Raw genomic sequence first — 20,066 nt, 5'->3', positions numbered from 1 at the left:
AATTGACCAGACAAGTGTGAGCAATCGTCATGCTCGCCCCGCCCGGGCGACATCGGCAGACTTGCGCCCAGTGAAACACAGGAGACGGATTATGACCTTGACCCTTCGACCCATCGGGGCCGCGATGAGCGGCCTTGCCATGCGAGGCGCGGCAGCGTTCGAGCGCCGCCGCACGCTGCGCCAGATCTCCCGGCTTTCCGATCGCCGTTTGCATGACATCGGCCTCGAACGCGACTGGGACGGTTCCATTCTCGGCAATGGGAGGGGAATATGACCAGCACATTGATCATCGGCGCGACCGGACTTCTCGGCAGCGAGATGGCGAAGGCCAGCGCGCGCAATGGCGACAGCCTGCACGTCCTCGTCCGGCCCGCCACATCGGCCAATGGAGCGCGGATGCACCCGCTGAAGGAGCTCGGCGCCACGGTGCATGTCGGCGATCTCGACGATTATGACAGCCTTGTGCGCGCTGTCGGCAAGGTCGATCGGGTCATCAGTTCGGTGCATGTCGGGTCGGCCAGCGAGATGACGCTGGTGCGCGCCGTCAGGGATGCCGGCGTCTCCCGCTATGTGCCGTCCGCCGGTTTCGGCCTCGACTTTGCCGCCGCCGCACCCGGCTCGATCGAACCGCTCGACATCAAGCGGGCCGTCTTCGACGCGGTCAGGGAGGCCGACCTGCCCTATACGGTGATCTACACCAACGGCTTCTTCTCGACCTGGGTGGCGACACTGGGCGACCTCACGCGCTTCGGCTCGTCGCCGCTGCCGCCCGACGAGGTGACGCTTTATGGCGAAGGCAATGTGCCGGCGACGTTTGTCAGCGAGAAGGATATCGCGGCGGTCACCTTGCGTGCGCTGGAGGATCCCGACGCCGTTCGCGGCGAAATCCGGATCGCGCAGAACAAGATCACGCAGAGTGCGATGATCGAGCTGTGGCGGCAAGTGAGCGGCCGCTCGCCGCGCGTCAAGCAGATGAGCCCCGAGGAGCTTGAGGCGCTGATCGCGGCGGTTCCCGGCCTTGGATTGCTGCGGGCATTCTGGATCCGCGGCGAGACCGCGCTTGAGACGGCCACGCCTGAAGCCAGGACGCTCTATCCGGAGCTGAGGTTCGAAAGCATAGAAAGCGCCTTTGTGGCGATGGCGGGCGCGGGTGGGCGGAGGTTGTGAAGGCAAAGGCGGTGCTCTACGGCGCGGCGGGTGTCGTTGGCTTCGGCGGTTGACCCGACAGCCCATCCAGCCGATAGGTCCGCGCGAACAGCCCGAGACCTGCCGATGCCAAACCTCAGAGATGCAACCCGCGCCGCCGACACCGCTTGGCAGGACGATGTCCGCGCCGGCGTGCGCCATGTGCGCGACCTCTCCTCCTTGCCGCTCTCGCCGGCCGAGCGCGAAGCCGCGCAGGCCGCCGCCACGCTCCACAAGGTGCGCGCGCCAAAGAGCTATCTCGACCTGATCGACTGGAACGATCCCGCCGATCCGATCCGGGCGCAGGTGATCCCGTCGCCTGGGGAATTGGACGAGACGGAGGGCGAGCTTGGCGACCCGATCGCCGACCATGAATTCAGTCCGGTGCCCAGGCTGACGCATCGCCATGCCGACCGGGTGCTTTTATTCCCGACCTATCAATGCGCGGTCTATTGTCGGTTCTGCTTCCGCAAGGAATCGCTGACCTCGATCGGCCGGGGCTATACGCGCGAGGCGCTGGAGCCGGCGCTGGCCTATATCGCCGGCCACCCCGAAATCCGCGAGGTGATCCTGACCGGCGGCGATCCGCTGTCGCTGCCCGATGCGGCGCTTGCCGAAATCCGTGACCGCATCGAGACCATCCCCCATCTGCGGCTCTTGCGCATCCACACGCGTGTGCCGGTGGCGTTGCCTTCGCGCATCACGCCAGGGCTCGTCGCGGCACTGCAGGGCCGGCTGATGGTGACGGTGGTCACCCACTTCAACCACGCGCGCGAGATCACATCCGCGACTGAGGCGGCTTGCCGCACCTTGCGGCAGGCGGGCTTCGTGCTGCTTAACCAGAGCGTTCTGCTCAAGGGCGTCAACGATACGGTCGAGGTGCTGGAAGAGCTCTGCCGCGAGCTGATGTACCGGCTGGGGATAAAACCCTATTACCTGCACCATGGCGACCTGGCGCGCGGCATGGCGCACCGCCGCACCACGATCGCCGAAGGCCAGGCGCTGGTGGAAGCGCTGCGGTCCCGCCTGTCGGGCATCTGCAATCCGGTCTATGTCATCGACCTGCCGGATGGGGGAGGCAAGGTGCCGCTCGGACCTTGCCATGTCGAGGGGCAGGACGGGCAGAGCTGGCGGATACGCGGGCTGGACGGCGAGGTGAGGGATTATCGCGAGATAGTTGGCGAATAGGCCGATGCCTATTCTGCAATAAATGCCAGCACGACCACGCGCGGGGCGATGCAGTATGCGATGCTGACCTTGCGGCGCATCCTCGTTGTCGCGTGGCCGGTTTCGAGGTCCACGGCGATGTCCTCATAGCCCAGCACCTCGCGATCCAGCGGATAGGCAGCCTTGTAGACCGCTTCCTTGGCGGCGAAGAGGATGCGGCCGGCGAGCTGCCGGTCGGCTGCACCTATCCGGTCGGCGGGAATGGCTACGAGCGAGAAAATGTCGTCGGGCAGGGGCAGCGTCGGCTCGACATCGATGCCGAGCGAGCCGATGCCGGCAACGGGCGCGACCGCCGCCACCGCCATGTCGTCATCATGCGCGAGCGAGCCCGTTATCCCCTCCGGCCATGCGGGTGCACCTGATGGCGTGCGCAAGAGGGCGAAACCGTCGAAGCCGACGTCCGCCAGCAGCCGGTGCGCGATCCAGCGCGCCGCGCCGCTGGCTCGCCGCATGGCCGGCTGGCGGGCGGGGATGGAGCCTGCCTCCGCCGGCAACAGATGGGCCTCGTCACCTTCGTGGATCAGCCGGCAGCCGGTGCGGACCCCGGCCGGGGCCATGGCGGCCATGGCGCGCGCCAGGGCGGTTTCCTCGGACGGATCGGCTGATGGCGTCATCGGTCGCCGGTCGGGAGAACGAGATCGGCGATCATTTCGCCGTCCTCATCGAGCCCCTCCTCGACGAAACCGGCGCTGCGGTAGAGCCGCCGTGCCGCCTCGTTCTCCGGTTCGTAGCATATCGACACGTGCCTGATGTGGCCGAGCCCGCGGATTTCCTCCAGCACCGCCCGCAGCGCCGCCTTGCCGTAGCCCCGGCCCTGCCAGGCGCGGTCGATCATGAAGCGGTAGATGCGCGCCTCGTCGTCGTCCCGCGGCGCCTCGTACATCAGGAATCCGACAAGCTGGTCCCCGGCCGTCACCGCGCGCGGCCGCGCGTCCCGATCGGATCTGGCTTCGCGCAGGGAATCCGCATTGCTGGCGACGAAATCCATCTGCTCCGGCGCCAGCCGCAACGCGGTGACCAAAGCGCGATTGGCCTTGGTCACGGGAGCGATACGGATGTCCACTGTGCCAGGCGCGCCGCCCTTCAAGACGCCGATGCCCCGGAGTCCTCATTGATCGGCTCGACGAACCGGTGCAGCTTGGCCGGGTTGCCGCGCCAGATGGAGTTTGGCTCCAGCTCTTCGCCCTTCATCACGAAGGAATCGGCATCGACCATCGATCCCCTGCCCATCACAACGCCGTAATGGACAAAGGCGGATGGCCCGAGCGTGCAGCCATCGCCGATGCGGATGAAATCGGACTTGAACGCACCTTCCTCCAGCGAATGGGCCTGGATGACGCAGCCCTCGTTGAGCGTGACATCGTCGCCAATCTCCACCAGCGAACGCTCTGTCAGATTGGCGCCGCCGTCATAGACGCGCTTGCCCACCTTGACGCCCAGCATGCGCAGGATCATCGGCCGGAACGGCGTGCCGGCGAAAAGGCGCACGATAGGCGAATCCGCCAACTTCCAGTGGCGCTCATGGCGCCAGAAGGTGACGTCGTAGATCGTCGTTATCCGCGGCTTCAGCTTGCGGAAACCAAGGCTTGCCCGCTCGACGAAGATGTAGAACGGAATGGTGATCGCCGAGGTCAGAAGCACCGCCGCGAAGAGGGCGATTTCCGCCCATTCGGTATAATAGTTGAGCGCCCGGTCCCAGATCGCCAGCGTGGCGAACAGCATGACCCATTGCGTGGCCATGAACAGGAGGATCGTCACCAGATTGTGACGGTTCTTGAGCGGGATGCGCTGGCGCCGGTCCGCCTCGTCGATGCCGGCGATGAGTTCCTTGTCGCGGTTCACCATGCGCGGGATTTCAAAGGGCGGCGAACCCAGAAGGCCGACATTCTCGCGCAACGGCCCGTCGATCGGGACCATCACCTTGGTGCCGAGCAGGACGTTGTCGCCCGTGCGTCCATCCGGCGGATAGTAGATGTTGTTGCCGAGATAGTTGCGCTCGCCGATCCGCGTCGGCTCGAGCCGGAACGCGGAGGCGGACTTGTGCATGTTGATCATGAAAAGCCCGTCCGACACCATGGTCTCGGTGCCGATCTCGCACAGCAGCGGGTTTTCATGCTGCTGGTTGGAGCCGAAATTGGAGCCGGTCTGCACCACCTTGTTGAGGTTCCAGCCGATGGCGCTCATGTAGTGGACGATGGCCGAGCTGTCGCCGAACAGCAGCCCGAGCACGCGTGAGTTGCTCGAGAACTCGGCGACCGTCTGCAGCCAGTAGCGGAAGCCGTAAAGCGTGTAGGTGCGGCCGGGTTTCAGGATCAGGCTGAACAGGCGCGGCACCACCGTGGCGGCGAGGAAGGCCGAGGCGATGTAGCCGAAAAGCGTGACCGTGGTGCCGATCGCCACAATGCCGATCGTCTCCTGATAGTCGTCGCCGACATTCTCCCAATAGCTGTGGAACAAAAGCGGCAGCGGGGTGACGATGGCAAACAGCCCTATCAGCTGCACGGCTTCGTAGAGGAAGCGCCGGATGCGGGGAGGGTTGACGTTGCGCACCTTGCAATAATCCGCCGTGGTCGGCACCGCCGGCGATCCGTGCCAGTGTTCGCCGTCCGGGATGCTTTGCCCGCGCTGCAGCGAGGACGAATGGCCGAGCTGCCCGCCGTCGCCGATCGCGGTGTCGATGTCGAGCGTGCAGCCGACGCCGACGAAAGCGTCACGGCCGATGGTCAGCGGCCCGGTGTGAATATAGCCGGCCTGGGCACGATAGCCGAGGATCAGCGATTCCTTGCGCAGGATCGTACGGTCGCCGATCGAAATCAGGTCCGTGCAAACGGGCACGGCACGGGATTCGATGACCACGTTCTTGCCGATCCTGGTTCCCAGAAGCTGCAGGTACAGGCTGTAGAGCGGGCTTCCGCGGAACAGCACGACAGGTGCCGTGCGGATCAAGGTCTTGACCACCCAGAAGCGATAGTAACGCAGGCCCCAGATCGGGAACGCTTCCGCCTTCCAGCGGCCGACCAGCACCCATTTGGCGGCAACGGCGAAGCCCGACATGCCGAAGAACACGCCGGCCGAGAGCACCACGCACCTGACATATAGCTGAAGCGGGTCGTCGAGCGTGTCATAGACCCAGTTGAGGCCGTCATTGACCGCCCACAGCGCCACGTAGCTGTAGAGTGCGTAAAACAGCAGCTGCGCCGCGCCGCAGGTCCAGTAGACGAGGTTGGACGCCTGGCGGGTGAGAACTGGCTCGTTGGTGGCCGTCGTCATCTCTTCCGCCACGCTGAGGTGCTTGGCCAGGCGCGCCACGGTTGGATAGAGATAGATGTCGCGCATGGACGTCGTCGCCCATTCCTTGCGGGTGCGCACGCGGGCGCAGAAATGCGCCATGAGCAGCGAGTTGGCGCCGAGATCGTCGAAGAAATTGTCCTCGACGGACACGTCGTCGAATCTCAGCACGGCGCATAGCGCGTCGGCCAGGAAACGCTCGTCGTCGTTGCCGGGCGGCACCATGGCGCGGTCGGCCGAAAGCCGGACGGTCGTCGGTTTGGGAAGCTGGCGAAGATCGACCTTGTTGGAGACCGTCATCGGGATCGCCGGCAGTTCCTCGAGATAGGAGGGCACCATGTAGTCCGGCAGCCGCCGCTTCATCGTCTGGGCGATGTCGGCGCGCGAGAGCGCCGGCTGGCCGGCCTTGGGCGCGTAATAGGCAACGAGCTCGACGCGGCCGGGCTCGATCTCCCAGGTGGTGACGGCGGCCTGCGCGATTTCAGGCTGGTCCAGCAGCACGGCCTCGATCTCGCCGAGTTCAATGCGATAGCCGCGGATCTTCACCTGGGTGTCGATGCGCCCGGCATACTCGATTTCGCCGGCGTCGTTGATCCGGCCAAGGTCGCCGGTGCGGTAGATGCGCTTGGACGGGTTGTTCGGCAGGCCGAGGAAATCGGCGATGAACTTCTGTTCGGTCAGGTCTAGCCTGTTGAGATAGCCGACCGCCAGCCCGATGCCGGCAATGCCGATCTCGCCCAGTTCACCAGGCTCGGCAAGTTGCGGCAGCGAAGGGTCGAGAATGACGATGGAATAGGTGGGCAGCGGCGCGCCGATCGTCACCGCCCGGTCCGGCGTCAGCGCACCCATGGTTGCCGTGACGGTCGCCTCGGTCGGGCCATAGGTGTTGAGGATCTGCCGGCCGGGCTTCGACCAGCGCGCCACCAGATTGTGGGGGCAGGCCTCGCCCCCCACCAGCAGCGTGCGCAGGCTGGGCACGTCCGATGTCATGGACGACAGAAGCGTCGGGCTGCAGGCCATGCAGGTGATGTCGTGATGGCGCAGGAAATCGGCGAGCTCTTCGCCCACCAGAGGCATCTGGCCCGGTGCGGGCACGACGGTCGCCCCGGCGACGAACGGCACCCAGATCTCCTCGGAGGAAAAGTCGAAGGCGATGGTCATGCCCTGGTAGACGCGATCGCCCGGCCGGTAGCCGTAGGATGCGGCGGCGACGCGGATAAAGTTGACAAAACTCTGGTGGCGGATGGCCACGCCCTTGGGCCGGCCGGTCGTGCCCGACGTATAGAGGATATAGCAGATGTCTTCGATCGCAGTGGGGGCCGGCGCCTTGGGCGGCTTCAGCGGCGCGTCGGACTGGGCCGATATTTCGGCGGCGGCGCTGTCGATCAACAGATGCGGAACCGGCAGCTGGTCGGCCCGCGATGCGTAGGTGGCGATGGTGACGATCAGGCTGACGCTGGCGTCTTCGATGATGAGCGCCATGCGCTCTTCGGGAAAGGCGGTGGCCAGCGGCACGAAGGCGGCCCCCGCCTTGACCACGGCGAGCAGGGCCACGTAGGTTTCCGCGGACCGGTCGAGGATGAGGCCGACCCGGTCGCCCGGTCGCACGCCGCGCTTGACCAGCAGGCGGGCGAACTGGTTGGCGCGCTTGTCCAGCTCCTGATAGGTCCAGCCGCGGCCCTCGGAGATCACCGCCGGCAGCGTGGCGAATGTTTCGGCGAGTTGCTCGAAGACCTTGTCGAGCCGCTCGCCCGGCTGACCTGCCCGGGCAAAATCGGCACCCACCAGGACCTGGCTGCGCGCTACCGAGGCAACTTCTGCAAGTGCATCGGCGCTGTCGGGGCTGGTCGCGGGCTCTCCGCCCGATCTTGCCGCTTCCCTGTCCAGTTCGGCGATATCGATACCGTGGTCCATGTCCAAACTTTCTCGTCCTGGCGAAGCTTTCACAGGCACATCTCGATCATGCCGCCGCTCGAGCAGGCATTGTCGGCTGCGCCGCCACTGCAATTTGATCGTTGTTGATGGAGCTGGAATGACCGAAGCTTCCAAAATGGAAGATTCCGGTATCCCGACCGGCGATCGCTGACCGCCGGGTCCTCTTTGGCCGGGCGGTTATCACAGTATCGACCGCTCCGTCTTCACATGTTCGGGAGCATCGGCTCGGGGCGGAGGCGTGCGCATCGCCTGGGCGCTGCCGGCGGCGAGCGACATGCCGGGCAGGGCACCCATCCCTCCGTTCGAACCTCGTTGCATCGCCCGTATCCAAACCCCGTATGCCTGTGCGGCGGCCGGATTTCCGGCCGTTGAGGAATGCTTATGCCATCCGATCTTTTCGCCAGTTTTTCCGAACTGTTGAAACTTGTTTCTGGATTGTGTCTGGGTGCGCCCTTCCGCATGGCCGCTGCCGCCGGTTTCGGCCCTTCCAGAAAAATCTCACCGCCCCCGGGAATAAAGCACGGCCCTTCCGGGTCTTCTCTGCAAGCGGGGCAATCTTGCGGCCGCGACCCCTGGAAAACGAAACAAGGATTTACCGAAATGACCAAGCTCGCCTTCAGCGTGGCTGCGATGTTGCTCGCCTCGAGTTCTGCCTTTGCCGGCAGCGACCATTTCGGCACGAGCGCCCTCACGCCGGCCTCCGTAACGGTCGACAACACCTACACCGCCTCTACCGCCAAGCCGGACATGGTCCGCCACGGCGTGCAGGCGACGATGAAATCTGATGCGGAGGAACCCGGTCAGGGCATCTGGGGCCGCTGAGTTCATGGGGCCGGCGGCGGAATCCCGACGGTGCCCGCGCCAATCCGCGGTCAGCGACGGAGGGCCAGCGACCCTCCGTCATTCCTTCAAAAGCAGCCACAACTCAACAGAGGAGATCACCATGTTCAGCATGTCACGCCGCACAGTGCTTCAATCCGCCGCCGCCGCTGCCGCCTTTGGCCTTGCCGGCAAGCTGGAATTCACCCGGCCCGCCTTCGCGCAGACGTCGGTGGAGCCCACCGTCGGCTTCTACAAATACTCGGTCGGCGACATCGAGGTGACCGCCATCTATGACGGCATCTGGAAGAAGCCGCATGACCCGGCCTTCATCAGGGATGTCTCGGTCGACGACACCAAGGCGGCACTCGCCAAGGCCGGGCTGACCACCGACTTCATGCCCATTCCGCTCACCGTCGCCGTGCTCAAGATGGGCGGCAGGATGATCATGATGGATGCCGGCTCCGGCGTCGGCCAGTGGCAGGCCAACGCCACGCATCTGCCGGCCAACATGGCCGCCGCCGGCATCGACTACAAGGCGATCGACACCATCATGATCTCGCATTTCCACCCCGACCATGTCTGGGGCCTGATGGAGAAGGGCACCAACACGCCGGTGTTCCCCAATGCCGAGCTGATCGTCAACGCCACCGAGTACGTCTGGTGGACCGATCCCAGCCGTCTGGCCAAGCTGCCCGAGGGCCGCAAGCCGGCGGGCAAGCGCATCGCGGAAAACTTCCCGAAATGGAAGAACTGGAAGCTGGTCGAGGACGGCGCCGAGGTCGTGCCCGGTATCCAGATCATCGCCGCACCGGGCCACACGCCGGGTCATTCGGTGTACCTCGCCAACTCCGGCAAGGAGCAACTGATGATCTCGGCCGACACCATGTATGTGCCGGCGCTGCTGGCGCCGCACCCGGAGTGGCAGGGCGCCTACGACCAGGACGGGCCGACGGCGATCGCCACGCGCCACAAGATCATCGACCGGGTGATCGCGGACAACATCCGCATTTCCGGCTCGCACTTCCCGTTCCCCGGCACCGGCGTCTTTGTGAAGGACGGCAGCGCCTATGGCTTCACTCCGGTCCAGATTTGAGCGCCAGCACTCAACCAAGCGAGACAGACAATGAAACAATCCTTTTTGGGCAGAAACGCCCTGTTCGGCCTGCTCGGCGCGATTGCCGTGCTGACCGTGGTTCCCGTCGCCACAATCATGCCGGCCTTTGCGGTCGACGACATCGAGGGGGCCGATGCGCCCGATCTCACCGCCGTCAAGGCCAAGCTCGACGCCAAGGACTATAAGGGCGCGCTGGCCGACCTGCGGGACCTCGCGCAGGACAACCAGCAGGCCGACGTCTATAATTTGCTCGGCTTCACACTGCGCAAGACCGGCGATTTCGACACCGCGCTGACCTACTACAACAAGGCGCTGGAGCTGAAGCCAGACCACAAGGCCGCCCGCGAATATCTGGGCGAGCTCTATGTCGAGACCGGCGACATGGCCAAGGCCAGTCAGCAACTGGCGTCGCTGCAGAAACTCTGCCCCGCCGGCTGCGAGGAGCTTTCCGACCTGCAAAAGGCCATCGACACCAAGGTGACGAAGTAAGTTCCCCCCTCACCCGGATTGCCAACCGAATTGCGAAGGGCAATTCGGGGCAATCCGACCTCTCCCCGAGGGGAGAGGAGGAGGCCAGCGTTGGCGCCTGCCTCTTCTCCCCGCCGGGGGTCCGAAGGACGGGCGAGGCCCGTGACTCGCCCCGGCATAGGTGGCCGCGCAGCGGCCGGATGAGGGGCCTTGGCGCCAACCTCAACGCGAAATGAACCAAGTTCGGGCGCTCGTGGCTGGCGCCCATTGCCGGAGCCGGCACCTCTCCCTCGCGCCGGCTCCGGCCCTTTCAAACATCACATTCGGCAGGCGCCACCCCGCGCGGCGTCCTGTGCCAGAAATATCGGAGCCCGACCATGATCCTGAACGAACGCGCCGCGAAGCTGCTCGCCACCAGACTGTATCTGAGGGACGTGGCGCTGCTCGCCGGCCGCCTGCTGCTTTCCCTCATCTTCCTGCATGAGGGCGTCACGCTGGCCACCCATTTCGAAGGCGCCCCCAAGGCGATGGCGGCCCTCGGCGTCGGCCTGCCGCTGTTCATCGCCACCGTGGCCCTGCAACTGGGGGCAGGGCTTTCCGTCGCAACAGGCCTGCTGACGCGGCTGGGCGCCGTCGGGCTCGGCCTGTTCTGCCTTGCCACGGCAACCCTGTTCCACACCGACTTCGCCAGCCAGAACGAACTGCTGCATTTTGAAAAGGATCTGGCCATATCAGGCGGCATGTTCGTGCTGGCCGCGGTCGGCGCCGGCAGGTTCTCGCTGGACTGGCTCCTGGCCGGCTACCTGCGGCAGCGGCGGCGCGACAAGGATATGGTGGCGGCGCTGCTGGCGGTGGAGAACCAGTTTTCCCTGAGGCTGCCGGTTTGAGCGGGGCCGAGCCCGCGCGCCTCGTCCAAGCACGCTTGCGACACGCACTTTGCTGGAACCAGCCTTGATGCTCCGCATTCTATAAGCAGGGGCTGAAGGAGCGTGACGTGAAAGCGATCTTGGCACTGGTCAGCGGCTTCGTTTTGACGCTGGCGGTTTTCGGCAGCGGGCTCGCCTTTGCCGCGTGGCTGCTCGCCGCCAAGCCCGCGCATGAGGCAAGGCCGACCGTCAGCGTGGCGGAGCTCTGGACCAGGAACGCGCGGCCGGTGAACAAGGCGGGGCAGAACCTCGAACGCTTGCCGGCCGACCAGCCCGCCCCGCCCGACATCGCCGCCAAGGAGCCGGCACCCGATCCGGCCGCGACTGGCTCGATCGAGCCCGCCGCAAGCGACGCGGTCCTGCCGGCGTCCCATCTCCAGTGGTGCGCCAGCCGCTACCGCTCCTACCATCCCGACGACAACAGCTACTTGTCCTATAGCGGGCGGCTGCGCCCCTGCGTCTCGCCCTATCTCGACGCCGGCGCCGACCAGGGCGCAAAGCCTTCAGCCGAAGTCAGCTATGCCGAAACGGGCGACGCCGTTTCCACCGCCACGGCGGGGCTTTCCGCCGACCATGTCGATTCCTGCTTCAACCGCTACCGCTCCTACCGGCCCGAGGACAACAGCTACCAGCCCTATTCCGGCGGACCCAGGCGCCAGTGCGAATAGCCGCCGGATGCGGGGCGGCTGAAGGGCGGCGACTTGTGACCTCACCTATCACGCAGATTTTTTGGATCGTTCGGATAAGCGCGGCGTTCATGCCTCACATGAGTGGAGGAATGGATATGAGCGACGACCGCGACGACAAGATCAGGAACCGCGCCTACGAGATCTGGCAGCGCGAAGGCGGCGCGCATGGCGACCATGACCGGCACTGGCGCCAGGCCGAGATGGAGATCGACCGCGAAGCCGCCCTGCCGCTGACGGCCGACGACGCGCTGCCGCAGACCGGCGAGATCGCCAGCTCCGACGTTCTGCAGGTTGAAGCGCTGGCGGCCCGCACGGGCATATCGGGTGACGAGGCGCAGGAGCTGATCGACAGGCTGGGCACCGACCGCGCCGCGATCGAGCAGGCCGCGCGCAACCTCAAGGCCAAGCGCAGGCGCTGAACGCGAGGCATTTCGAGACAATGCGTTGGCGCGGCTTGATGAGAAGATGATTCATCGAGCCGGCCCTCGAAATGCGCGAAGGCGGTTCTCTACGACGCCCCCCTCTGTCCTGCCGGACAGAGGGGGGTAGAGCGCTGTCCTCCGTCATCTGCGCCCGCTACTTCCGTCATCCGCGGCAATGTCGGAACCCTTGGCCGCCTCGGAGGTTCACCCTGTCCCAACCCCCAGAGGAGATGCACTCATGGACCACGCAAACCACGTAAGGCTCCGCCCCGCCGAACTGACGCCGGACACGCTTGAAGGCGCGACCATCTACGGCCCCAACGACGAGAAGATCGGCTCCGTCGACCATATGCATGGCAGCGGCCAGGTCGTCATTGATGTCGGCGGCTTCCTCGGCATCGGCGCCAAACCGGTCGCCGTCGCCGCCAACGAACTCGATTTCATGCGCGACGAGGACGGCGACGTCCACGCCGTGACCAGCTGGACCAAGGACCAGCTGAAAGCCATGCCCGAACACCGCGACTGACAACAGGAAGGGCTCGGCGATCGCCGGACCCTTCGTCTTTCCAAGGAGAGACCGATGATCAGGAAGCTGAAAGACGGAAAATACCGGCTTTATTCAAGGAAGAAGGACGAGAAGACGGGCAAGCGGCGGAATTTGGGGACGTTTGATACGCGGGAAGCGGCGGAGAAGCATGAGCGGGAGGTGCAGTATTTCAAGAGGGGATGAGGAAAATTGTTTGTATTATCAGGGTCTGTGGCGGCGATGACGGTATACGACGCGCTTCATGGCTAAGACGTGATTGCATTCAGATTTATGGCTGTTAGCAGACGCCTGTTGATAAGTAGACATATTCTCTTGCATTGGAAATTGCGGTTTGCTCAACCAACATTGGCTTGCGGATAGATTTTTCTGTGGGGGTTCCTCACAGGTGAAACCAACACGGCCTTAGTGCTGCCCGAATGCGACGACGAGAAGCAGCATACAACGGTATAATGGCAATACGCGAATTCGCGTAGGAGTATCCGCAAGCCGCCTATGAGCATCGTATCGCTGAAACTTGAGCAATACCGGAAGGCAATCAACCTCATTGATATCGCTCATATTCTGGCATTGGAGCCGGCGCATATCTCTTTTGCGCTGTACAAGCTCGACAAACCCGGCTTCGCGCCGAAATATAGTGAGTTTAGTATAACCAAGAAAGCTGGTGGCGTACGCACCATCAAAGCCCCCCACAAGGCCCTAAAGGCGGTCCAGAAGCGATTGGCTCAAGACCTCCTGATGATAGAGCAACAGCTCGAAGCGACGCGGATAAAAAAATCGGACTGCGTCCTCGCACACGGCTTCAAGAAAAAGCTCTCCATCATGACCAATGGAGAGAACCATCGTCATCGCCGGCACGTGTTCAATATTGACCTGAAAGACTTCTTCCCGACCATCAATTTCGGCCGGGTTCGCGGCTTCTTCATGAAGCACGAGGCTTTCGAATTGCATGAGTCTGTCGCCACGCTCCTTGCGCAGATTGCTTGTCACAACAACGAACTGCCTCAGGGTAGTCCCTGCTCGCCTGTTATCTCCAACCTCATCGCTAGCGTTCTCGATGTACGGCTCAACGAATTGGCCCATCGATATAACTGCACCTACACGCGGTATGCCGACGACATCACGTTCTCGACCAGCGAACGGAACTTCCCCACCGCGATAGGCCGGCGCGAACTCGAGAGCATCAACCTTTGGGAAGCAGGACCGAAGCTATTGAAGGTCATTCAGCGTGCGGGATTCGAGCTGAACCCGACTAAGACACGTATGCAGCACAGTTATTCCCGACAGCAAGTGACCGGCGTAGTCGTCAATCAGAAGGTGAACATCGCTGCGGATTACTACGCCGAAGTCGCCGCCATGTGTCACCACCTCTTCATGGATGGCGAGTGCTTCACCAAGATTTCAGGCACAAAGCAGCCGTTTCACATCAAGAAGTTGCGGGGTCGGTTAGCTTACATCTATCAAGTCCGCGGCAAGGGGCCAAAAGTCATACAAAAGGGCGAGGATGGGGAACTGAAAGGCACCCAGAAATTTTGGGCCAGCTTCAATCTATTCGAGCGTTTCCTGAACTACGCCGACCTGTACGCGGTCGACCGCCCTCTCGTCCTGTGCGAGGGCGTCACCGACAACATCTACATCAAGTCAGCGATTCAGGCTCTCGCCGTTGCCTACCCTACTCTCACCAGTCCCGCCGGAGAACTTAAGGTCAAGCTTTTCAAGTACACCAAAACCTCGACGGCAGTGCAGCAATTGGGCGGAGGGAGCGGGGAACTGCTCAAGCTCATCACGAAATACCATCTGCGTACGAAAAATTTTAAAGCGGGCGGCAAACATCCCCTTATCGTAATCGTGGATTTCGACGAAGGTTCGAAAATCATCTTCAAGGAGGTCGAGAAAAAGACTGGCAAGAAGATCGACACCCAGCCGTGGTTTCACTGGGACAAAAATCTCTACATCGTCCCGATTCCGAAAGTGGGCGGGGTCGATACGCCGATTGAGCGCCTCTTTCCCCAAGCGCTCCTCGACGCGCCCTTCGATGGAAAGGCGTTCGATATAACAAACTCCGAAAAGGACGGGTCTAAGTTCTTCGGCAAGAAGGTATTTGCAACGAAAGTTGTCGCTGCCAACAAAGGTACGATCAACTTCAGCGGCTTCGACCCTCTCTTGGCGACCGTTGTTGAAGTGATTGAACACCATAAGACCAAAACGGCATTGCCCTTCGCAGCAGCCGTTGCGCCGGTGGCGGCTAAAGCCCCATAGTCTCGTGGATCAATGGTGATGACCACACTGTGTCGACCGCGCGCCCGAGCGGTGTAGAACTTCGCCCGGCACCATCGTCGCGCTCCGGAGCCCGCTTGGCCGATGGCGCCTATTCCTCCTCGACTATTTCGCGCGTCTGGTGAGTTGTCCGTTAACCATTCGTTAACCATTCCCTCGCTAGCGTTTACCTCTCAGTAAGGATTCGCTGGCCGTGACCTTTGCCGCCCCCGTTGAAACAAAATCCATTCGTTTTCGCGCCCGTTCTTTCGTGGCCTTTTCGCTCACGCCGGAGGCGCCGATTTCGGCCTGGCTGGAGGGGCTGGATCACTGGATCGGCAATTCGCCGGGGTATTTTGCCGGGCGGCCGGTGGTGCTCGATTTGAATGTGCTGAAGCCCGAGGTCGCCGACATCGCGCTGCTGGTCGCTTCGCTTGGTGCGCGCGGTATCCGGGTCTATGCCATCGAGCTCGAAGGGGCTTCGCTGGGGCTTGACCTGCCGCCGCTTTTGACCGGCGCCAAGGAGGCGACTTCGGACGGCCTGCTTTCCGGCCGCAAGGGCAAGGCGGAGGCGTTGGAAGAAGCCGGCAAGCTGGAGACGGTGTTTTCGGATCGCGGCAAGGATGCCGGCAAGCCCGAAGAGGGCAAGCCGGTCGAAATCAAGGCCGAAGCCGGCAAGGGCAAGGCTGCCAAGGCGGCGGAAGCCCGCGTGGTGGAAGCGGTCCAGGCCGGCACGCTGATGGTCAAGTCGCCGATCCGCTCGGGCCAGTCGATCTTCCATCCGCATGGCGATGTCATCGTGCTGGGTTCGGTCGCGTCCGGCTCCGAGATCATCGCGGCGGGCTCGATCCATGTCTATGGCACGCTGCGCGGCCGCGCCATCGCCGGCTCGCAGGGCAATCGGTCGGCGCGCATCTTCTGCCGCAGGAACGAGGCGGAGCTGATCTCGGTCGACGGCTGGTACACGACCGCCGAGGAGATGGAAGGCGTCTCGCGCGGCAAGGCCGTGCAGGCCTTCCTCGAAGGCGACATGCTCGCCGTTGTGCCGCTGAACTAGGGCGGCGCGATGCTGACACCCGGTTTCACGGTTCCGGTCCGGACAAGCGCCGAGGCACCGCGCGCAAGCTTCGGACCGGTTTGGGATGGCATGATGGCAGGCTCTGACCGTGCGGCGCACGGCATAACAAACGACAACAGGCAACGGAGGCTTTTTCCATGGGCAAGGTAGTGGTCGTCACATCGGGCAAGGGGGGCGTCGGCAAGACCACCTCGACGGCCGCGCTGGGTGCCGCGGTCGCCAAGACCGGCAAGAAGGTGGCGCTGGTCGATTTCGACGTCGGCCTGCGCAATCTCGACCTGATCATGGGCGCCGAGCGGCGCGTGGTGTTCGACCTCGTCAACGTCATCCAGGGTCAAGCCAAGCTGTCGCAGGCGCTGATCCGCGACAAGCGCGTCGACACGCTGTTCCTGCTGCCGGCCTCGCAGACGCGCGACAAGGATGCGCTGACGGAGCAGGGCGTCGGCGAAGTGATCGACAAGCTGCGATCGGTCTTCGACTATGTCTTCTGCGACAGCCCGGCCGGTATCGAGCGCGGCGCGCAGCTCGCCATGCGCTTCGCCGACGAGGCGGTCATCGTCACCAATCCGGAAGTGTCGTCGGTGCGCGACTCCGACCGCATCATCGGCCTGCTCGACGCCCGCACCATGCGCGCCGAACAAGGCGAGCAGATCGCCAAGCACGTGCTGGTCACGCGCTATGACGCGGCGCGGGCCGCGCGCGGCGAAATGCTCTCGATCGACGACGTGCTGGAAATCCTGTCGGTGCCGCTGCTCGGCATCATCCCGGAAAGCCAGGATGTGCTGCGCGCCTCCAATCTCGGTTCGCCGGTGACGTTGTCGGAACCGCTCAACAACGCCGCCAAAGCCTATCTCGAAGCGGCAAGGCGGCTGGAAGGCGAAGATTTGCCGGTGGTGGTGCCCTTCGAACGCAAGGGCTTTCTCGACCGTCTGCTCGGAAGGAGGGCCGCATGAGCATCCTCGACCTCTTCAAGCGGCGCACCAGCGCGCCGGTGGCGCGCGAGCGGCTGCAGGTGCTGCTCGCCTATGAGCGCCGCAGCCGTGGCCAGCCCGATCTCGTCTCCATCCTGCGCGAGGAGATCATGGCTGTGATCGCCAGGCATGTGCAGATCGACCAGGACTACCTCCAGGTCTCGATGGACCGCGGCGAGACCATGTCGACGCTGGAAATCGACATCCAGATCCCCAACAAGAGCGCCGTGCCGCTGGCCATGGCCGGGTAAAAACGCCGCGCTTTTTCCTCGCCCCACTCCAGAGGGCGAGGAACCCGGATTTTGCCGGGCCGGCACCGCGGGTATTCGTCCAGATCAGTTCAGCGAAAATCTCGACCTGAAGCCCGCGGCGTTGTTGCGATTGGGATAGTCCTGATCCGGTATCGCAACGCCGAGATGGGTGCACAGCGGTTCCCAGCCATCGCCAAGAGCGTGGACCAGCAGCCGCTCCGGTGGCACCCCGGCGTACACCGCACGGACATTGGCCTCGTAGCAGGCAATGGCATGCGCTCGATCGCCAGGCCGGCCGCCGAACACCTGCCTGGCGATCAGGGCAAGGCCCAGCGATTCCTGATCCACGCTTTGCTCAAGTCCCGCCGCGATCGTTTTTTCAAAACTCTCCCACCAGCTTTCGGCCGAACGGTAGGTCAGGATCACCCTGGCATTCGGATAGAATTCGATCAGTTCGCGCCAGTAGTACGCCGAGGGCCAGTCCAGACAGGAGACATAGCCCGAGAGCAGCTGGTTCCAGTCCGGCGTGGCACCTTGGGCCAGCGCGCGCCACATCCGTTTCTGCTCCTCGTTGCCGTTCACTTCATGCATGTGATGACAGGGGCCGAAGCCGAGAATGGCCAGCGCCTCGCGCATCGAATCCGTGCCCGTTCGGCCGAAGCCGGTTCCGATCACCTTGATCGACATCTCCACGCCCTCCCGTTCGACCTGCAAGCCGTTTGCCGGCAGCATATCAGGCCGCACACCACCTTCACACCGTCGCGAACGCCGCGGTCCGCGCCGGAGGCTCGGCACTGGCTGCCTGCGGCATCCAAATCGCCAATGTCGGAAATTTACATTTTCCAAGGGGGGCTTCCCCTGCGGAATAAGCGGATGTAAGGATGCATATTAGCAGTTTGTTAAATATCCGGTTTTGGTTGCGTAAGAGGGAGTTCCGTATGAACTTCAAGAGCCTGATCAAGCGTGCTGAAGACGTAGATAATGCCCTCCAGGAGTTGCAGGACGATCTTGCGGACGCCCTGGATGCCAGCCTCGACAGCGAATTCGAGTCACCGCCAAAGGGCGACGGTGTCCCCGATGCCGGGTCAGGCGCCGATGCCTCGCCACCACAAGCAGATGCCGATTACGCGGATGCCGCGGACAATCCGGATGACGCGGGCAATGCCGAAACCGCCAAAACCGCGCCGCGACTGACCCCCCATGCCCAGACCCGGCTGGCGGCGTTGAATGCCTTCGAAGGGATGTTCCACGACGCCAGGGATTATCTGGATGAGATCAACGGCAAACTGTCGGAGATCTCGACTTCGCACCATCTGACGCGCGAATTCCTCAACATCCTCCACACCGACATTCTTCGCGCCAACGAGCTGGAGCTCGCGAATGCCGGCCTGGTCGCGGAGCAAAGGACGCTGTCGGACAAGCTGCACGACACGGCGGCAAAGCTGCGCGAGCGTGACGGCGCGTGCGAATTGCTGCAGCAGCGCGAGACAAGCCTGGTCCAGGACCGGGAGACGCTTCGCGCAACGCTCGCGGCGGTAAGGCTCGAGCTCACGGAGACGGCCAATGCCAGCGCCAAACGCGACGCCGAATTCGGGGACATCGCCAACCGGCTGACGGCCAGGACGGTCGAAGCCAACAGGCGCTTGCGCGAGAGCAAGATGCTGCGGGAAAAACATGTCAGCCTGTCAGCCGAGCTCGACAAGGTGCTGAAGCGGGAGACCCAGGCGCGCCACAGGCTGGACGAGCTTTCGACAATCCACGCCAGCGAAGCGGCGCGCCTTGCCGAACTGATGGCGGCGCTCGGCAAGAGCGAGAAAGAGGAGATCCGGCTGCAGAAGGCGCTCGAGGCCACACAGGCCAAGCTGGCGGAAAAGACCGAGTCGGCCAGCATGATGCAAGGCGACTGGGAAGCCGAACGGGCTCGCGGCCAGACGGAAATGCGCGGATTGCGTTCCGAGATACAAGATCTGGAATCGCGGCTGGAGCGGGTCTCGAACGAGAACAGCGCGGCCGCCGCCGAGATGGCCAGGCTCAAGACCGAGCTGGACGACGCAGTGGCCGAAAAGAAGATCGCCGGTGAAAAATTGTCCGCGCTCACGGATGAGAACGAAGCCGACAAGCTGAGCCTTTCCAGGGCGAACGCCACTCTTTCGCAGCTCACGCTGCAGCAGGCGTCGGAGGACATACAACGGGATGTCCAACGGCAGGAATGCGAGGATCTGCGGGCCGAAATCGCGTCGCTCAATGCCCGGATCAAGGAATTGCTGCCCTACGAGCGGCTCCACAAGGCCACCAACGGCAAACCGCGCGAAGGCGAGGTGGTCGAGATCGCCGCCGTGGTGGCCGAGAAAGCCCGTGCAACGGGCAGGCGGCCCATCCGCAGGAACCTGCGCGCCACGTCGTAGCTAGCTTCGCAGCTCTCGTTGCCCCAGCGCTTCGGGCTCAGCGTGCGCTGCCGGGCAGTCGAAAGCGGCCGTCGAGGCCGCCAGGCGCATCGCGACCAGTATTTCATCACCTACCGGTCTTCGGTATTGACCGCGCTCCATGGCGCTACCGTTGCGTGAGACCAGGCTGGTGCCGGCCTGCTCATTGTGCCAGTGGCAATGCCGCTTTGGCGATAGCCCGCGCAATACTTCGCTGATATTGATAGCATCAGAAAATTCCTGGATGAGCAGATGACATCGAATTCAGATAAGGCGGAGACGGTCGAGCAGTTGCTCGAAACGCCGGACCTTGCCAGCGCGCTTGAAAGCGAACAGTTCAAGAAGTTCCTCGACCAGGTGCCAATTGCAATCGCCGTTTCGGATGTCAGCGGGCAGGAACGTGTCGTCTATGCCAATCCGGAGTTCGAGAAACTGTCCGGTCTGAAGGCGGCCAAGCTCGCCCAGAA

Annotated in this window: 22 protein-coding genes; 17 read left to right on the top strand and 5 right to left on the bottom strand. The window is 63.5% G+C overall.

Features of this window, described 5'->3' with window-relative positions; genetic code table 11:
- Window positions 1–91 precede the first annotated feature (91 nt).
- The 3 genes from O7A60_RS23380 (at window position 92) to O7A60_RS23370 (ending at window position 2,373) form a co-directional block, all read left to right on the top strand.
- Window positions 92–274: a DUF1127 domain-containing protein gene (locus O7A60_RS23380; protein ID WP_337108189.1), complete on the top strand. Its 183-nt coding sequence runs from the start codon at window positions 92–94 to the stop codon at window positions 272–274.
- A complete protein-coding gene (locus O7A60_RS23375; RefSeq protein WP_337108188.1) occupies window positions 271–1,167 on the top strand; it encodes an NmrA family NAD(P)-binding protein in 897 nt (298 codons plus the stop codon). The genes O7A60_RS23380 and O7A60_RS23375 overlap by 4 nt, the downstream gene beginning before the upstream one ends.
- A 105-nt stretch (window positions 1,168–1,272) precedes the next feature.
- On the top strand, window positions 1,273–2,373 hold the full coding sequence (locus O7A60_RS23370) for a KamA family radical SAM protein (RefSeq protein ID WP_337108187.1): 1,101 nt from the start codon (window positions 1,273–1,275) through the stop codon (window positions 2,371–2,373).
- An 8-nt stretch (window positions 2,374–2,381) separates the two neighbouring features.
- Here O7A60_RS23370 and O7A60_RS23365 read toward each other — a convergent pair whose 3' ends face one another.
- The 4 genes from O7A60_RS23365 to O7A60_RS23350 form a co-directional block, all read right to left on the bottom strand.
- Window positions 2,382–3,026, bottom strand: a complete 645-nt coding sequence (locus tag O7A60_RS23365; protein WP_337108186.1) for a 4'-phosphopantetheinyl transferase family protein — start codon at window positions 3,024–3,026, stop codon at window positions 2,382–2,384.
- On the bottom strand, window positions 3,023–3,469 hold the full coding sequence (locus tag O7A60_RS23360) for a GNAT family N-acetyltransferase (RefSeq protein ID WP_415926847.1): 447 nt from the start codon (window positions 3,467–3,469) through the stop codon (window positions 3,023–3,025). Before O7A60_RS23360 ends, O7A60_RS23365 begins: the two co-directional genes overlap by 4 nt.
- Before the next feature lie 26 nt (window positions 3,470–3,495).
- Complete coding sequence (locus O7A60_RS23355; RefSeq protein ID WP_337108184.1) at window positions 3,496–7,614, bottom strand: Pls/PosA family non-ribosomal peptide synthetase; 4,119 nt, start codon at window positions 7,612–7,614, stop codon at window positions 3,496–3,498.
- Window positions 7,615–7,815: 201 nt separating this feature from the next.
- A complete protein-coding gene (locus tag O7A60_RS23350) occupies window positions 7,816–7,953 on the bottom strand; it encodes a hypothetical protein (RefSeq protein ID WP_337108183.1) in 138 nt (45 codons plus the stop codon).
- A 63-nt stretch (window positions 7,954–8,016) separates the two neighbouring features.
- Between O7A60_RS23350 and O7A60_RS23345 the strand changes: the two genes are divergently transcribed.
- The 12 genes from O7A60_RS23345 to minE all read left to right on the top strand — a co-directional run bounded on the left by O7A60_RS23345 (window position 8,017) and on the right by minE (window position 17,176).
- Window positions 8,017–8,457, top strand: a complete 441-nt coding sequence (locus O7A60_RS23345; protein ID WP_337108182.1) for a DUF680 domain-containing protein — start codon at window positions 8,017–8,019, stop codon at window positions 8,455–8,457.
- A gap of 121 nt (window positions 8,458–8,578) precedes the next feature.
- Window positions 8,579–9,550: an MBL fold metallo-hydrolase gene (locus O7A60_RS23340; protein ID WP_337108181.1), complete on the top strand. Its 972-nt coding sequence runs from the start codon at window positions 8,579–8,581 to the stop codon at window positions 9,548–9,550.
- Between the two features lie 30 nt (window positions 9,551–9,580).
- Window positions 9,581–10,060: a tetratricopeptide repeat protein gene (locus O7A60_RS23335; RefSeq protein WP_337108180.1), complete on the top strand. Its 480-nt coding sequence runs from the start codon at window positions 9,581–9,583 to the stop codon at window positions 10,058–10,060.
- A 356-nt stretch (window positions 10,061–10,416) separates the two neighbouring features.
- Window positions 10,417–10,926 (top strand): DoxX family protein, encoded by a 510-nt coding sequence (locus O7A60_RS23330; RefSeq protein ID WP_337108179.1) that lies wholly within the window; start codon window positions 10,417–10,419, stop codon window positions 10,924–10,926.
- A gap of 107 nt (window positions 10,927–11,033) precedes the next feature.
- Window positions 11,034–11,633 (top strand): BA14K family protein, encoded by a 600-nt coding sequence (locus O7A60_RS23325; RefSeq protein WP_337108178.1) that lies wholly within the window; start codon window positions 11,034–11,036, stop codon window positions 11,631–11,633.
- A gap of 116 nt (window positions 11,634–11,749) precedes the next feature.
- Window positions 11,750–12,073, top strand: a complete 324-nt coding sequence (locus O7A60_RS23320) for a DUF2934 domain-containing protein (protein WP_027144287.1) — start codon at window positions 11,750–11,752, stop codon at window positions 12,071–12,073.
- Window positions 12,074–12,314: 241 nt separating this feature from the next.
- Window positions 12,315–12,602, top strand: coding sequence for a hypothetical protein (locus O7A60_RS23315; protein ID WP_027144288.1), 288 nt, complete (start codon window positions 12,315–12,317; stop codon window positions 12,600–12,602).
- Window positions 12,603–12,656: 54 nt separating this feature from the next.
- On the top strand, window positions 12,657–12,806 hold the full coding sequence (locus O7A60_RS23310; RefSeq protein WP_140509404.1) for a hypothetical protein: 150 nt from the start codon (window positions 12,657–12,659) through the stop codon (window positions 12,804–12,806).
- A gap of 309 nt (window positions 12,807–13,115) precedes the next feature.
- A complete protein-coding gene (locus tag O7A60_RS23305) occupies window positions 13,116–14,879 on the top strand; it encodes a retron Ec67 family RNA-directed DNA polymerase/endonuclease (protein ID WP_337108177.1) in 1,764 nt (587 codons plus the stop codon).
- A gap of 211 nt (window positions 14,880–15,090) precedes the next feature.
- The gene (gene minC, locus O7A60_RS23300; protein WP_337108176.1) at window positions 15,091–15,933 is read left to right on the top strand and encodes a septum site-determining protein MinC; all 843 of its coding nucleotides are present in this window, start codon (window positions 15,091–15,093) and stop codon (window positions 15,931–15,933) included.
- A 158-nt stretch (window positions 15,934–16,091) separates the two neighbouring features.
- A complete protein-coding gene (gene minD / locus O7A60_RS23295; protein WP_027144292.1) occupies window positions 16,092–16,907 on the top strand; it encodes a septum site-determining protein MinD in 816 nt (271 codons plus the stop codon).
- On the top strand, window positions 16,904–17,176 hold the full coding sequence (minE, locus tag O7A60_RS23290) for a cell division topological specificity factor MinE (protein ID WP_027144293.1): 273 nt from the start codon (window positions 16,904–16,906) through the stop codon (window positions 17,174–17,176). Before minD ends, minE begins: the two co-directional genes overlap by 4 nt.
- An 84-nt stretch (window positions 17,177–17,260) precedes the next feature.
- On the opposite strand, the gene O7A60_RS23285 is transcribed toward minE, so the two are convergent.
- Window positions 17,261–17,908, bottom strand: a complete 648-nt coding sequence (locus O7A60_RS23285) for a sulfotransferase family protein (RefSeq protein WP_337108175.1) — start codon at window positions 17,906–17,908, stop codon at window positions 17,261–17,263.
- 206 nt (window positions 17,909–18,114) lie between these two features.
- Here O7A60_RS23285 and O7A60_RS23280 point away from each other — a divergent pair, with 206 nt between their 5' ends.
- Together O7A60_RS23280 and O7A60_RS23275 are read left to right on the top strand one after the other, a co-directional pair.
- Entirely contained in the window at window positions 18,115–19,581 is a 1,467-nt protein-coding gene (locus tag O7A60_RS23280) for a coiled-coil domain-containing protein (RefSeq protein WP_337108174.1), read from the top strand.
- Window positions 19,582–19,851: 270 nt separating this feature from the next.
- The coding region (locus tag O7A60_RS23275; RefSeq protein ID WP_337108173.1) for a PAS domain-containing protein at window positions 19,852–20,066 on the top strand (215 nt) is incomplete at its 3' end.

The sequence above is a fragment of the Mesorhizobium salmacidum (SeqCode) genome (assembly GCF_037179605.1).
GTDB classification, from domain to species: domain Bacteria; phylum Pseudomonadota; class Alphaproteobacteria; order Rhizobiales; family Rhizobiaceae; genus Mesorhizobium; species Mesorhizobium salmacidum.
The sequence above is the reverse complement of the archived record's forward strand: the minus strand, read 5'-3'. Positions and strand labels throughout refer to the sequence as shown.